Origin of the sequence: Scandinavium hiltneri, assembly GCF_024764835.1 — a bacterium.
Classification (GTDB): domain Bacteria; phylum Pseudomonadota; class Gammaproteobacteria; order Enterobacterales; family Enterobacteriaceae; genus Scandinavium; species Scandinavium hiltneri.
Map to the genome: position 1 here is coordinate 1,105,972 of NZ_JALIGE010000076.1, position 11,799 is coordinate 1,117,770.

The window sequence follows — 11,799 nt, forward strand, 5'->3', positions numbered from 1 at the left end:
AGGTTTACGTACCGTATATTTACAGTGCAAATGTTTCAGACACACTAAGCACTGTACCGTTCGTCTTATCGAGGAGTGACCCATGCAATCTGAAGAACAACGGCTGATCGACGGACTCTTTTCGCGTCTGCAACAGGCCGAAGCGCAAAGCGCGCCGCGCGATGCTACCGCCGAGAACGTTATTGCGCAACATGTTCAGGCTCAGCCTGCCGCTCCGTACTATATGGCACAGACTATCCTGATTCAGGAAGCCGCCATTAAGCAGCTGAACGAACGTATTCAGGCGCTGGAGAGCAATGTTGCTCAGCTTCAGTCAACGAAACAAAACAGCGGTGGGTTTCTCGCAGGGCTGTTTGGCGGCGGTCAGTCGCAGCCACACGTGAGTGACCCGATTCCCGGCGCGCAAAATTATGCTCGTTCTGCGCCACCGCAGGCCGGTTACGCGCCCCCTCAGGCTCAGAATTATGCTCAGGGTCGCAGCGGTGGCGGCTTTATGGCCGGCGCCCTGCAAACCGCCGCGGGCGTTGCTGGTGGCGTCGTCCTCGGCAATATGCTGATGAACATGTTCTCCGGCACGCATCCGCAGGAGATTGTGAACATCATCGAGGAGCCACAGGCCCCGGCGACGGATGACCTGAATCAGGCCAGCGACGCACAGTTTCTGCCGGATGATGGCACCGACTACACCGCCAACAGCGGAAGCGACGACTGGAGCAATGCTGATTTCAATAACGATGATTTCAGTAACGACGACTTTGGCGGCGATGACGACAGCTGGACTTAATTCTGTCCGCGCTGAACCGCCAGTAGCCATTTGTCGAGTTCAGCGGCAAACTGCTGGCGGTCACGCTGAGACAACGTGTCCGGGCCGCCGGTCTGGATCCCGCTGGAGCGCAGCGTATCCATAAAATCACGCATGGTCAGACGCTCGCGGATGGTGGCATCGCTGTAACGCTCACCGCGCGGATTAAGCGCCGCGCCGCCTTTGGCCAGCACTTCTGCTGCCAGGGGAATGTCGGCGGTAATCACCAAATCACCCGGCTGGCACTGACGCACAATTTCATTATCCGCCACGTCGAAACCGGCCGGAACACGCATTGAACGGATAAACCGTGAAGGCGGTACGCGCAGATTCTGGTTAGCCACTAGCGTGACCGGCGTTTGTGTTCTGTCCGCCGCGCGGAACAGGATCTCTTTAATCACATTCGGACACGCATCCGCATCCACCCAAATCGTCATATTTACTCCTGAATAAAATAACCGGGGTATTGTCGCCTGCTTTCTTCTTCGGGCATAGTCACAAGATGTTAAGCTAATACGCATTATCAGAAAAACGCTGAGAGAGAGACAGAATGGACAAGAAAATTGGTTTCATCGGCTGCGGTAATATGGGTAAGGCCATTCTTGGTGGCCTGATCGCCAGCGGCCAGGTACAGCCCACTCAGATTTGGGTTTACACGCCATCGCCAGAAAAAGTCGCCGCCCTTCACGATCAATACGGCATTAACGCTGCCGAAAGCGCCCAGGAAGTCGCCCACGTGGCGGACATCGTCTTCGGTGCCGTGAAGCCAGGCATTATGACTAAAGTGCTGAGCGATGTGACGTCCAGTTTCAACAAAGAGACGGTGGTGGTTTCCATTGCCGCAGGCGTTACTCTCGATCAGCTCGCGCAGGCGCTGGGCCACGATCGCAAAATTGTTCGCGCCATGCCAAACACCCCATCCCTGGTGAACGCGGGCATGACCTCCATTACGCCAAATGCGCTGGTGACCAGCGAAGACGTTGCCGATGTGGTGTCGATTTTCCGCTGCGTTGGTGAAACCGAAGTCATTGCTGAGCCGATGATCCACCCGGTAGTTGGCGTCAGCGGTTCTGCGCCAGCCTATGTCTTTATGTTTATCGAAGCGATGGCTGACGCCGCCGTGCTGGGCGGGATGCCGCGCGCGCAGGCTTATAAATTTGCCGCACAGGCGGTAATGGGCTCAGCCAAAATGGTGCTGGAAACCGGCATGCATCCGGGCGCACTGAAAGATATGGTATGCTCCCCAGGTGGTACCACCATTGAAGCGGTTCGCGTGCTGGAGGAAAAGGGTTTCCGTTCAGCGGTTATCGAAGCGATGGTCAGCTGCATGGAAAAATCAGAAAAGCTCAGTAAGTCCTGACAATAACGGGTGAACCGCGCTGGCGATTCACCCGTCTTTTACTTCCGCATCAGCCGGTTTTCTTCAGACACGCACTCATGAATTTATTACGATCGTCACCTTTCAGCGATTGCTGAGTCGCCGTGGAATTACATTCCCGCATTTTCTGCTGCTGCGGCGTCAGACTTTTCTCTTCCGGTTTTGAGCTGCTATTTTTCAGGCAGTCGCTCATATAGGTTTTTCGGGCATCGCCTTTCAGCGTTTTAGACGTTGCCTGCTGGTTGCAGGATGTCATTCGCTGTTGTTGCGGTGTCATCGTTTTTTCTGCTGCTCCCACCGTTGTGAGAAACACCAGGCCGGACAGTAGGGTAACCAGTAATGTTATTTTCATTGCACCATCCTTCTATGAGGGGATCTTAGTAAGTCTGGTCGCTGACGCAGAAAAAACCACCTTAACGGCGGAAAAATAACGAAGTGGTGTAATGAACTACGGATAGATAAATAATGCATTAGCGGCGGTTGCAGATGAATCGTCGCTGTACAATACGGCATACGCCTTAATTACGCGGATGCCGTAATAGCTTTTTTATATATTGATGCAGTAATTCGGCATCGTGGGCGGGAACCTCAAGCTCTGGTTTTGCGTCATCCAGTGCAGCTTCAATATCGGTGATTAACGCCTGTTGTTCCGGTTGTCGCATATGGCGTAACAGTGCAGTGACTACAATTTCCAGTGCTTCAACCTGAACCACTAACTCCTTTGATTCTTCTTCCTTTTCCGCAAGCTTTACCAACAATTCTGCAATCAGATTTTTCATGGCGAGACTTCCTTATGAGAATGCCGGAGACGGTAGCACCGATGATCCGTAATGCATAGGCGGTATAAGAATTATTTTATAAATCCCCAATTATGCAAATTGAATTATACCCAAGTAACTTCAAGATGCAGGTAGGCGGCAATCGAATGAATCCCGATGAGCTTACTCAAGTAAGTGATTCGGGTGAATGAGAACAGCCAACAACCCTGCAACTTGAAGGGCGACGGGTATATTAGCGAAACGTTTCTCTCATCGGTTTACCCCACCAAAATTAAGGGGGCAGAATACATATTATTCTACCCCCAGAGAGTTACTCGTCTAATTCACCGCGATACGCTGCCGCCGCCGCAACATAATGGCGAGTTGTATCAGGTTTATTAGCACAACTATCGCCGTGGCGACAAACACCCAACGGAAACCTGCCATTGCCGATACCGATGCACCGATCAGCGGGCCGACCACATTGCCTAAATACATAAACGACTGGTTATATCCGAAGATGCGGCCGGTGACCTGATCGCTGGAATATTTAAGCAGCAGCGTCTGTACGGCGGGTAACATCGCGCCGTCGGCAAAGCCGAGCAGGAAACGCAGCGCGCCGAGCTGGAATGGCGTGGTGACAAATGACATCGCGAAGAACATCACCACCGCACAGAATAGCGTGGCCAGTAATATGCGATGCGCCCCGATGCGGTCACCGAGTTTGCCCAGCCGGGGGGCAGAAATCAGCGCAGAAATTCCCGGCACGGCGGCAATCATCCCGGCCAGAAACGCGATGTTATTACTTTGCGGCTCCATCGATTTGATAAACAGTGCCAGAATGGGGCCAATCGAGCCGTTACAGAGCTGGATAACCAGAGTGGTGAAAAACAGGCTGATAACCAGGCCCGGATAGGTGAGTGAAGCAAACACCGCTTTGCCGCTGAGCCGGTCCGCTTTGCTGACTACCGGGCGTGCGCCCTCTTTAATCAGGAACAGCGTCACCAAAAAACTGACCGTCAACAAAATGGCGGTGATGAAAAACACCGCGCGCAGGCCAACGTGGTCGGCCAGGAAACCGCCGAGCAGAGGCCCGCCAATCACGCCGCTGATTTGCGCGGTTGACAGCGTGCTCAATGCCCAGCCGCTGCGCTCACGCGGCACCTGCGAGGCCACCAGCGCCATTGCATTCGGTATGTAACCTGACGTCAACCCCATGATGGCACGCAGAATAAACAGCTGCCAGACGTTGGTGGCAAAGGCCTGCAGTAAAATCGCAATCGCCATTCCGAGGGAAGCGCGCAGCAGCATCAGTTTTCGCCCCTTACGATCCGCGAGACTGCCCCACATTGGCGAGACGATGGCGGACACCAGGAACGTGACGCTAAAGGTCAGCCCGGACCACATCGACAGGGCTTCGTGCGACGTCACCCCAAGCTGGGAGACGTACAGCGGTAAAAAAGGCAGGATTTGGCTGATAGCGAGACCGGTGAAGAAACAGCCAAACCAGACGGAAATAAGATTAACCTTCCAGGATTCCATAACTACGCGTTTTCATTCGTTTTCGGGGTGTATTGCCCAGCATAGCAAGTGCGTCGTCTGCTTGTATGGCGCGAGATGCGCTGTAAAGGAGTTTGGTATTTTATTTTTCCAATACGTAATTGTGTGATAAATATCACGAAAAACACCCCTATTCGCAGTGGGTTATGCTCATCGGCAGAGGCCATAACCGTGCATTCCCAGATGAAATCTGGTACCCCAGATAGCCTGCCGTCATAACAATCAGAAGCCCAAAGATCCCCTTCCCTCTCATTATTTCTCCCGACGCTGAAAACTAAGATTATGGCAGAAGCCCCAGGAATCACGTGCTATGGTATCGGCTTTGTATTTTCTGTGGATGGATGTAGAAATGGCTAAGTTGCGGGTTGGAGTCGTCTTTGGCGGTAAATCGGCGGAGCATGAAGTCTCTTTGCAGTCGGCAAAGAACATTGTCGAAGCGATGGATAAAACGCGTTTTGAGGTGGTGTTGCTGGGCATTGATAAGCAGGGTGAATGGCATATCAACGACGCCAGTCGCTATCTGCTGAATGCGCAGGATCCAGCCCGAATCGCCCTGCGTCCTTCCGACATTACGCTGGCCCAGATCCCCGGCAAAGCCTCAGAGCAGCTGATCAACGCCGGAACTGGCCAGCCGCTGCCATCCATTGACGTTATTTTCCCGATTGTTCACGGCACGCTCGGTGAAGACGGTTCCCTGCAGGGGATGCTGCGCATGGCGAACTTGCCCTTTGTCGGCTCCGATGTATTGAGCTCCGCCGCCTGTATGGATAAAGACGTCACCAAGCGCCTGCTGCGCGATGCCGGGCTGGCGATTGCGCCATTCGTGACCCTGACCCGTTCCAACCGTAATAAATTCAGTTTTGCCGATATGAAAGAAAAACTGGGTCTGCCGATGTTTGTGAAACCGGCTAACCAGGGTTCTTCCGTCGGCGTCAGCAAAGTGAAAAGCGAAGAGCAGTATCAACAAGCCGTCGCGCTGGCGTTCGAATTCGACAGCAAAGTCGTGGTTGAAACCGGCATTAACGGGCGCGAAATTGAATGTGCGGTGCTCGGTAATGACGAACCACAGGCCAGCACCTGCGGTGAAATTGTGCTGAACAGCGAGTTCTATGCCTACGACACCAAATACATTGATGACGTCGGTGCAAAAGTGGTGGTACCTGCGGCTATCGATCCGGCGGTGAACGAGAAGATCCGCCAGACGGCGATTGAAGCGTATCAGGCGCTTGGCTGCAGCGGCATGGCGCGCGTGGATGTGTTCCTGACGGCTGAAAATGAAGTCGTCATTAATGAAATCAACACGCTGCCTGGCTTCACCAACATCAGCATGTATCCGAAGCTTTGGCAGGCAAGCGGCCTGGATTACACCAGCCTGATTACTCGCCTGATTGAACTGGCACTGGAGCGTCATCAAGCCAATGCGGCGCTGAAGACCACAATGAACGGATAGTTTTCATTCTGCCGGGCGGCATTTGCGCTGCCCGGTTTATGCCCCGGATTGCTCTTCTTCTTGCGCAGGACGACGCCGAATAATAAACCCCGCCAACCAGAAACTGATAACCCAGGTCACCATTCCAACGGCATAAGTTTGCCACCCCTTCGCTTCAAAGCCCAACAGCCCGACCACACCGTTGAGTATAAAAATCAGGCCGATGGCAAACGCATAGTAGTGCCAGTCGCGGCGGATTTTATCAGGCAGTTTCATAACGACTCCACAGATGAAAAAAGCATACTCGCACATTCCCAGGCCGCCGTCTGCGCGGTACTTAGCAAATATTTAACATCCCTTCCGTTTAACTTAAGTCGCATCTTTGTGACTCAGCCAGAAAAAGCCAAAAATAAGAGCATTCCCGGACTGAAATTACCACGAATCTGATATTGACAATCACCTTCTACTGCCAGAATCACCAGAACCAACCTGGCATCGGCCAGCAGAATAATCGCCTGACTCCGTCAGTGCGAAAGAAGTATCAGGAGGTCGTTATGGCTGAGTTCACCTTACCCAGAGCAATCATTGCCGGGGAAAAAAAGGAATCCTCCACACCTGGAAATATCGCGTACGCGCTGTTCGTCCTGTTCTGTTTCTGGGCGGGCGCGCAGCTGCTAAACATGCTGGTGCATGCGCCTGGCGTGTTCGAGCATCTGATGCAAATTCAGGACAGCGGTCGCCCTCATGTCGAAATCGGGTTTGCCGTTGGGACGTTGTTTGGACTGGTTCCTTTCCTGGCAGGCAGCGCCATCCTGGGCGTAGTCGCCCTCATCATGCGCTGGCGTCGTTATTTCTGACCCAACGCCATGCAGCTGGCCCGACGGTCATCCACGCGTTTTGCAAACCATGCGGTTGTAAGATTTCGGGTGATTTTCGGGCTCTGAAGTTGGATCCCCGGCAGCATTTCTCGCACTAACGCCTTCCCGGCTTTTGCTTCGGCGAGCTTATACACGCCGCGATACAACGCCGTTTCTTCGAAATCCTGGCTGTCGCCTTTTTGCAATTGCTGATGGATTTCGCTGTTGCTCATCGACAGCTTCGAGGCCAGCTTCTGCACGGCAAGTTCTGTTTTCCCCGCGTCATCGCTGTCATACCGAATCAAATCGCCGTCCAGCGCCAGCTTCACGCCGCTGGCTTTACTGACCGCATTCTGGAACGCCGCGTTGCGGCTCGCGTACCAGCCAGCATTGAAATCGGCAAAACGGTAGAGCGACGCGGAATAGCTGGCCGGATAATTCAGCAGATGATAAGTACCAAACCACAGGCCACCGCGCAGCGAGAAGACTTCCTGGCGCACGGTGCCGTCCATTTTCCATGGATATCCGCTGTCGTGGGCTTCGGCGAAGGCGATACTCACCTGCATCGGGCCGCCGGTATGCACCGGATTCAGCGAGCCGAACAGCGTTTGCCCCATCGGCACCATGCCAATAAAGTCATCAAATATGGCGCTAAGCTGCTTTTCGGTTTTCACCGTATCAAGCCGCTCGCTGTAGGTTTTCCCGTTCGGCGACGTGATTTTTAGCGCCGTATGCACTAAAAAAAGCGGCACGTGCACCTTTTGCGCCCGGCGGTCGATTTCCTGCCAGGCAATTTTGTTCAAACCCGGCACGGCGGGATCGGCCTGATAGTTTGACTCTTGCTGTGCGACCGCCAGCACCGAACAGACATTTTCCTCCGTCGGCGCCAGCTTTTGGCTTTCAAAGGCTTTGGCGATGCTTTGCGCCCAGGCCTCCCGGTCTTTCACACCGGCTGGCATTTTCTGCCGAACCACAGCGGCAACATCCACCGGTTTTTCACCTTCTTTCAGCACTGGTTTCTGGCTGGTACAGCCCGCCAGAATAAGACCAGCGAGCAGTCCCAATGAGGGTGAAATATTGCGTATTGCGGCAACCGCCATCATGCATCCCTGTGTTAGCTAAATGATTGAGTCACTTCCTGCTCTGGCATGTTATCCAGCTCACGCTCGAAGCTGCGCAGACGTTTGTAGATAGACATCAGTTCCACCAGCGTTGTCCAGGAGCTGATCAGGTACTGGAACGAACCGCGAACCTGACCGAAAACGTTGGTTATCTGCGTCATTAACCCCAGCGTAATCGTACCGGCAACAATCGACGGGAACAGTAAAAACAGGCCGAAAACATTGTCTACCTGCAGGTAAAGAATTCGCGCGATGTTGAAGTACATGTAGTGAAAATAGAGACGGAAATAGTTGTGGCGCACGGCGCTGAACAGTTCGCGAACCGTCGGCGGCGTGGCGCGAGACGCATCATCTTCGCCATAAACCAGTTCTTTACGGTAGGCCGCTTCAACGCGCTGGTTTTTAAAATTCAGCCCCGGAAGTTTGATACCGACCACGGCTAACAGGCCAGTCCCCATCAACGACCAGACGATAGCGGCAATCACCAGACCGTACGGCAGATGGCCGACAATCGGCAGATCAGGCACGTGCGCCGACAACGTCACCAGCACCGGCAGGAAGGCAATCAGGGTCATGATGGCGTTGATAAAGCTGACGCCCATATCTTCAAGGGTCGACGCAAAGCGCATGGTGTCTTCCTGCACACGCTGTGCCGCACCTTCAATGTGACGCAGTCGCTGCCAGTTTTCCATGTAGTATTCGTTCATCGCGGAACGCCAGCGGAAGACGTAGTGGCTGACGAAAAAGTTATTCATCACCCCAATCACCACGGCGATCAACGCAATGCCGAGGAACACCCCGACTTCATGGTAAAACTGACCGATGCTCACTTTATGTGGTGCGGAGAGCGCGGTCTGGATTAGATCGTAGAACGGCGCATACCAGGCGTTGACCGCCACCCCCACTTCGACCAGGAACCAGGTCACGAAGATTATCAGAGAGGTGCCGAGAATCGACCAGTACTGCCAACGGTGCGGGCTGTAGAGACACCAGAACAGCGCAAAGACCAGCACACAAACCAGGTAGTAGGCATAGAACACGAGGTAGTCGAGAGACCAAAAACGCGCCGCGCTGATCGGGATATCACCGGAAGCGCCGACAATATGAAGCAACCATTTACCCCCACCTACCTGCCAGAATATGACGGCGATAAGTGCCCAAATTGCCGCCGAGAGAAAAAAGGGTCCCGGCTTAGGGAAAAAAGACTTAAACATACATGCTCTCCTGCTAACTTCTTATCGTTTTAAGGTTGCTGTGTTCTACGAAAAATCGCCGCGGCCATCACCGCGATAAAAGGTGACGCTGGGTAGACCGTGAGTGAGACCGACGAGAAAACGCTTAGTTCGTATGCCATTGCGTAACAATTGTATCGACGGGTTTCACGCTGACCGGGTTTCCGGGCACCGTGAGCGTGCGCCACACTTCGTTGTAGTGCGCGATGAGCGTTGCGGCTTCAGCAGCAGGACGGTTGGCAGTGGTGTGCGCATCTTCGGCGACGGTGATTTGATAGCCTTTGCTGGCGCCGACTTTCAGCGTCGTATCCACACAGTAATCCGTGGCGCAGCCACACATCACAAAAGCGCTAATGTCGTTTTCTGCCAGCACACGTTCCAGCTCGGTTTTATAAAAAGCATCACAGGCCGTTTTGGTGACGTAAAGTGCGCCACTCGGCTGCTCGAGATCTGGCAATAATGCAAAGCCGTGACTCCCCTCTTCCAGACCACCTTCTTCGATGTGCTGAATAAAGATGACGCGGTCAGCGGCGCGAATCAGACGGTTCACCTGCGAGACACATTCCTGTTGCTCACGACGCGGTGTTTCGAAGACACCGTTTTGCATATCGACCACCATGACAACGTGTTTATCCGACATCATTTTCTCCGTAACAGGTTGTGAACATTGAGACTATCATACGCGTGAGTTCACAAAAGCGCGTAGAGACGTGAACAAAAACCGCCATATTTACCCGTCGTTACGTTTTTCTTGTGCAATTCCGGCGTAAAGGCACTTTGCAAGTGGCCGTTTAATAGTATAAATACGCATTATCTTTCCATTTCAATTCATGGATGCTTTCCTTGAAACGTAGTCTGCTATTTCTTGCGGCGCTGTGTGCTGCTTCGCTGCCTGTCGCTCAGGCCGTACAAACTTCTCCGGACCCGGTTTTTGCCTCAGATATTGTCGACCGATACGCCAATCATATCTATTTCGGTAGCGGCGCGACGGGCATGGCACTGGTGGTTATTGACGGTAACCAGCGCGTGTTTCGCAGCTTCGGAGAGACTCGACCAGGAAGCAACGTCCATCCGCAACTGGATTCTGTGATCCGCATTGCCTCATTGAGCAAACTGATGACCAGTGAAATGCTGGTGAAACTGCTCGATCAGGGCGTGGTGAAGCTTAATGACCCACTGAGTAAATATGCTCCGCCGGGTGCAAGCGTGCCTACGTATCAAGGTAAACCGATCACGCTGGTGAATCTGGCGACCCATACCAGCAGCCTGCCGCGCGAACAGCCCGGCGGTGCGGCGCACCGTCCTGTTTTTGTCTGGCCAACGCATAATCAGCGCTGGAACTGGCTCAGTACCGCGACGTTGAAAACGGCGCCAGGAACCCAGGCTGCTTACTCAAATCTGGCATTTGATCTTCTGGCCGATGCATTGAGCACAGCCGCAGGTAAACCGTATCCGCAGCTTTTTGAAGAGCAAATCACTCGCCCATTAGGGATGAAAGACACCACGTTTACTCCATCACCGGATCAATGCCAGCGCTTGATGGTAGCGGAAAAAGGGGCTAGCCCATGCGATAACACGCTGGCGGCCATTGGCAGCGGTGGGGTGTATTCCACGCCAGGGGATATGATGCGCTGGATGCAGCAATTCTTGTCTTCTGATTTTTATACCCGTAACCAACAGGCTGACCGGATGCAAACGCTTATCTATCAGCGTAGCCAGTTAACCCGAGTGATCGGTATGGACGTGCCGGGAAAAGCCACAGCATTGGGCATGGGCTGGGTCTATATGGCTCCGAAAAATGGCCGTCCAGGCATTATTCAGAAAACAGGCGGTGGCGGCGGATTCATTACCTATATGGCAATGATCCCGCAGCATAACGTCGGGGCGTTCGTGGTCGTAACCCGTTCCCCATTGACTCGCTTTGTGAATATGAGTGACGGCGTTAACGATCTGGTCGCAGAGCTGAGTGGCAATAAGCCGCAGGTCGTTCCCGCGTCCTGATCGTCAATACTCAAGGGGCAAGCGATGTATGGAAACCAGCTTGCCCTTATTCATTTCGATATAGTTTCCGGCGCGCAGCGCAGCAAGGACTTCTGCAATCACCGAGCGGGAAATATGGGTCCGCTGCTGGATATGGTTCATCACGCCGATCCTGGCCCGCAAAGCATCATCCCAACCTGACATCACCTGCAAGGTTGCCCTGATCTGGCTGTAGGAGTTTTTGCCAATCAGTTGAATATCGCGTGCTTCCTGCACTCTGGCAATCCAGCTGACCCAATGAAACGCTTCACGCCAAAGTTGATGCTGATCCAATAATTGCCGGCATTGCGAAGCTTCCAGCTGATAAGCCTCACAGTGGGTCAATGCGGTGAGTTGGTAACTTTCTCTTCGGGCATCTAACAGCCCGGCCAGGCCAAGAATAATAGGTGAAGGACTGATAGCCACCAGAATATCTTCCTGGGTTCGCTCGATTTTACACGTCCCCTGACGAAAAACGGTCACAACCGAGGCATTGCAATTCAGGCTCAACGTATCCTGTGGAGATAGGATGAAGGTTGAAGCATTCGGGGAAAATAGCTGATCAAGTGCGTTAAATGCGGACAACGGTTTTACAGCTAACATGCGAGTGTCACATCCTGTGTCAATGCCATGTTAATGATAA

Annotated in this window: 14 protein-coding genes; 5 read left to right on the plus strand and 9 right to left on the minus strand. The window is 53.3% G+C overall.

Going from position 1 to position 11,799, the window contains the following annotated elements; all coding sequences use genetic code 11:
• Nucleotides 1–82: 82 nt before the first annotated feature.
• Nucleotides 83–784: a DUF2076 domain-containing protein gene (locus tag MUU47_RS22640; protein WP_258990402.1), complete on the plus strand. Its 702-nt coding sequence runs from the start codon at nucleotides 83–85 to the stop codon at nucleotides 782–784.
• Here MUU47_RS22640 and MUU47_RS22645 read toward each other — a convergent pair.
• Complete coding sequence (locus MUU47_RS22645; protein ID WP_258990403.1) at nucleotides 781–1,239, minus strand: YaiI/YqxD family protein; 459 nt, start codon at nucleotides 1,237–1,239, stop codon at nucleotides 781–783. The two genes, MUU47_RS22640 and MUU47_RS22645, sit on opposite strands and share 4 nt — an antisense overlap.
• A 113-nt stretch (nucleotides 1,240–1,352) precedes the next feature.
• Here MUU47_RS22645 and proC point away from each other — a divergent pair, with 113 nt between their 5' ends.
• Nucleotides 1,353–2,162: a pyrroline-5-carboxylate reductase gene (proC, locus tag MUU47_RS22650; RefSeq protein ID WP_258990405.1), complete on the plus strand. Its 810-nt coding sequence runs from the start codon at nucleotides 1,353–1,355 to the stop codon at nucleotides 2,160–2,162.
• 49 nt (nucleotides 2,163–2,211) lie between these two features.
• Here proC and psiF read toward each other — a convergent pair whose 3' ends face one another.
• From psiF to MUU47_RS22665, 3 genes are all read right to left on the minus strand, one after another.
• A complete protein-coding gene (gene psiF / locus MUU47_RS22655; protein WP_258990406.1) occupies nucleotides 2,212–2,532 on the minus strand; it encodes a phosphate starvation-inducible protein PsiF in 321 nt (106 codons plus the stop codon).
• A gap of 166 nt (nucleotides 2,533–2,698) precedes the next feature.
• Nucleotides 2,699–2,959, minus strand: coding sequence for an anti-adapter protein IraP (gene iraP, locus MUU47_RS22660; protein WP_258990408.1), 261 nt, complete (start codon nucleotides 2,957–2,959; stop codon nucleotides 2,699–2,701).
• Between the two features lie 318 nt (nucleotides 2,960–3,277).
• Nucleotides 3,278–4,480: a multidrug efflux MFS transporter gene (locus tag MUU47_RS22665; protein WP_159772522.1), complete on the minus strand. Its 1,203-nt coding sequence runs from the start codon at nucleotides 4,478–4,480 to the stop codon at nucleotides 3,278–3,280.
• A gap of 367 nt (nucleotides 4,481–4,847) precedes the next feature.
• On the opposite strand from MUU47_RS22665, the gene ddlA reads away from it, so the two are divergent.
• The gene (ddlA, locus tag MUU47_RS22670; protein WP_159772519.1) at nucleotides 4,848–5,948 is read left to right on the plus strand and encodes a D-alanine--D-alanine ligase; all 1,101 of its coding nucleotides are present in this window, start codon (nucleotides 4,848–4,850) and stop codon (nucleotides 5,946–5,948) included.
• A gap of 36 nt (nucleotides 5,949–5,984) precedes the next feature.
• Here ddlA and MUU47_RS22675 read toward each other — a convergent pair whose 3' ends face one another.
• Nucleotides 5,985–6,203 carry a DUF2754 domain-containing protein gene (locus tag MUU47_RS22675; protein ID WP_159772516.1) on the minus strand — a complete coding sequence of 73 codons (219 nt, stop codon included), beginning with the start codon at nucleotides 6,201–6,203 and terminating at the stop codon, nucleotides 5,985–5,987.
• Nucleotides 6,204–6,481: 278 nt separating this feature from the next.
• Here MUU47_RS22675 and MUU47_RS22680 point away from each other — a divergent pair, with 278 nt between their 5' ends.
• Nucleotides 6,482–6,784, plus strand: coding sequence for a DUF2755 family protein (locus MUU47_RS22680; protein ID WP_258990409.1), 303 nt, complete (start codon nucleotides 6,482–6,484; stop codon nucleotides 6,782–6,784).
• On the opposite strand, the gene MUU47_RS22685 is transcribed toward MUU47_RS22680, so the two are convergent.
• The 3 genes from MUU47_RS22685 to MUU47_RS22695 all read right to left on the minus strand — a co-directional run bounded on the left by MUU47_RS22685 (nucleotide 6,775) and on the right by MUU47_RS22695 (nucleotide 9,777).
• Nucleotides 6,775–7,884 carry a DUF1615 domain-containing protein gene (locus MUU47_RS22685; RefSeq protein ID WP_258990596.1) on the minus strand — a complete coding sequence of 370 codons (1,110 nt, stop codon included), beginning with the start codon at nucleotides 7,882–7,884 and terminating at the stop codon, nucleotides 6,775–6,777. The genes MUU47_RS22680 and MUU47_RS22685 overlap by 10 nt on opposite strands.
• A 14-nt stretch (nucleotides 7,885–7,898) precedes the next feature.
• The gene (gene sbmA, locus MUU47_RS22690) at nucleotides 7,899–9,119 is read right to left on the minus strand and encodes a peptide antibiotic transporter SbmA (protein WP_258990411.1); all 1,221 of its coding nucleotides are present in this window, start codon (nucleotides 9,117–9,119) and stop codon (nucleotides 7,899–7,901) included.
• A 124-nt stretch (nucleotides 9,120–9,243) separates the two neighbouring features.
• Nucleotides 9,244–9,777: an isochorismatase family protein gene (locus MUU47_RS22695; protein WP_258990598.1), complete on the minus strand. Its 534-nt coding sequence runs from the start codon at nucleotides 9,775–9,777 to the stop codon at nucleotides 9,244–9,246.
• 203 nt (nucleotides 9,778–9,980) lie between these two features.
• Here MUU47_RS22695 and ampH point away from each other — a divergent pair, with 203 nt between their 5' ends.
• The gene (ampH, locus tag MUU47_RS22700) at nucleotides 9,981–11,138 is read left to right on the plus strand and encodes a D-alanyl-D-alanine-carboxypeptidase/endopeptidase AmpH (RefSeq protein ID WP_258990412.1); all 1,158 of its coding nucleotides are present in this window, start codon (nucleotides 9,981–9,983) and stop codon (nucleotides 11,136–11,138) included.
• 3 nt (nucleotides 11,139–11,141) lie between these two features.
• On the opposite strand, the gene MUU47_RS22705 is transcribed toward ampH, so the two are convergent.
• Nucleotides 11,142–11,759, minus strand: coding sequence for a helix-turn-helix domain-containing protein (locus MUU47_RS22705; protein ID WP_258990413.1), 618 nt, complete (start codon nucleotides 11,757–11,759; stop codon nucleotides 11,142–11,144).
• Nucleotides 11,760–11,799: the final 40 nt, after the last annotated feature.

Coding starts and splice junctions, on each gene's coding strand:
- MUU47_RS22685 (WP_258990596.1), bottom strand. CDS start 7,884: ATGGCGGTTGCCGCAATACGCAATATTTCACCCTCATTGGGACTGCTC.
- proC (WP_258990405.1), top strand. CDS start 1,353: ATGGACAAGAAAATTGGTTTCATCGGCTGCGGTAATATGGGTAAGGCC.
- MUU47_RS22640 (WP_258990402.1), top strand. CDS start 83: ATGCAATCTGAAGAACAACGGCTGATCGACGGACTCTTTTCGCGTCTG.
- ddlA (WP_159772519.1), top strand. CDS start 4,848: ATGGCTAAGTTGCGGGTTGGAGTCGTCTTTGGCGGTAAATCGGCGGAG.
- iraP (WP_258990408.1), bottom strand. CDS start 2,959: ATGAAAAATCTGATTGCAGAATTGTTGGTAAAGCTTGCGGAAAAGGAA.
- MUU47_RS22645 (WP_258990403.1), bottom strand. CDS start 1,239: ATGACGATTTGGGTGGATGCGGATGCGTGTCCGAATGTGATTAAAGAG.
- MUU47_RS22695 (WP_258990598.1), bottom strand. CDS start 9,777: ATGTCGGATAAACACGTTGTCATGGTGGTCGATATGCAAAACGGTGTC.
- MUU47_RS22680 (WP_258990409.1), top strand. CDS start 6,482: ATGGCTGAGTTCACCTTACCCAGAGCAATCATTGCCGGGGAAAAAAAG.
- MUU47_RS22675 (WP_159772516.1), bottom strand. CDS start 6,203: ATGAAACTGCCTGATAAAATCCGCCGCGACTGGCACTACTATGCGTTT.
- psiF (WP_258990406.1), bottom strand. CDS start 2,532: ATGAAAATAACATTACTGGTTACCCTACTGTCCGGCCTGGTGTTTCTC.
- sbmA (WP_258990411.1), bottom strand. CDS start 9,119: ATGTTTAAGTCTTTTTTCCCTAAGCCGGGACCCTTTTTTCTCTCGGCG.
- MUU47_RS22665 (WP_159772522.1), bottom strand. CDS start 4,480: ATGGAATCCTGGAAGGTTAATCTTATTTCCGTCTGGTTTGGCTGTTTC.
- MUU47_RS22705 (WP_258990413.1), bottom strand. CDS start 11,759: ATGTTAGCTGTAAAACCGTTGTCCGCATTTAACGCACTTGATCAGCTA.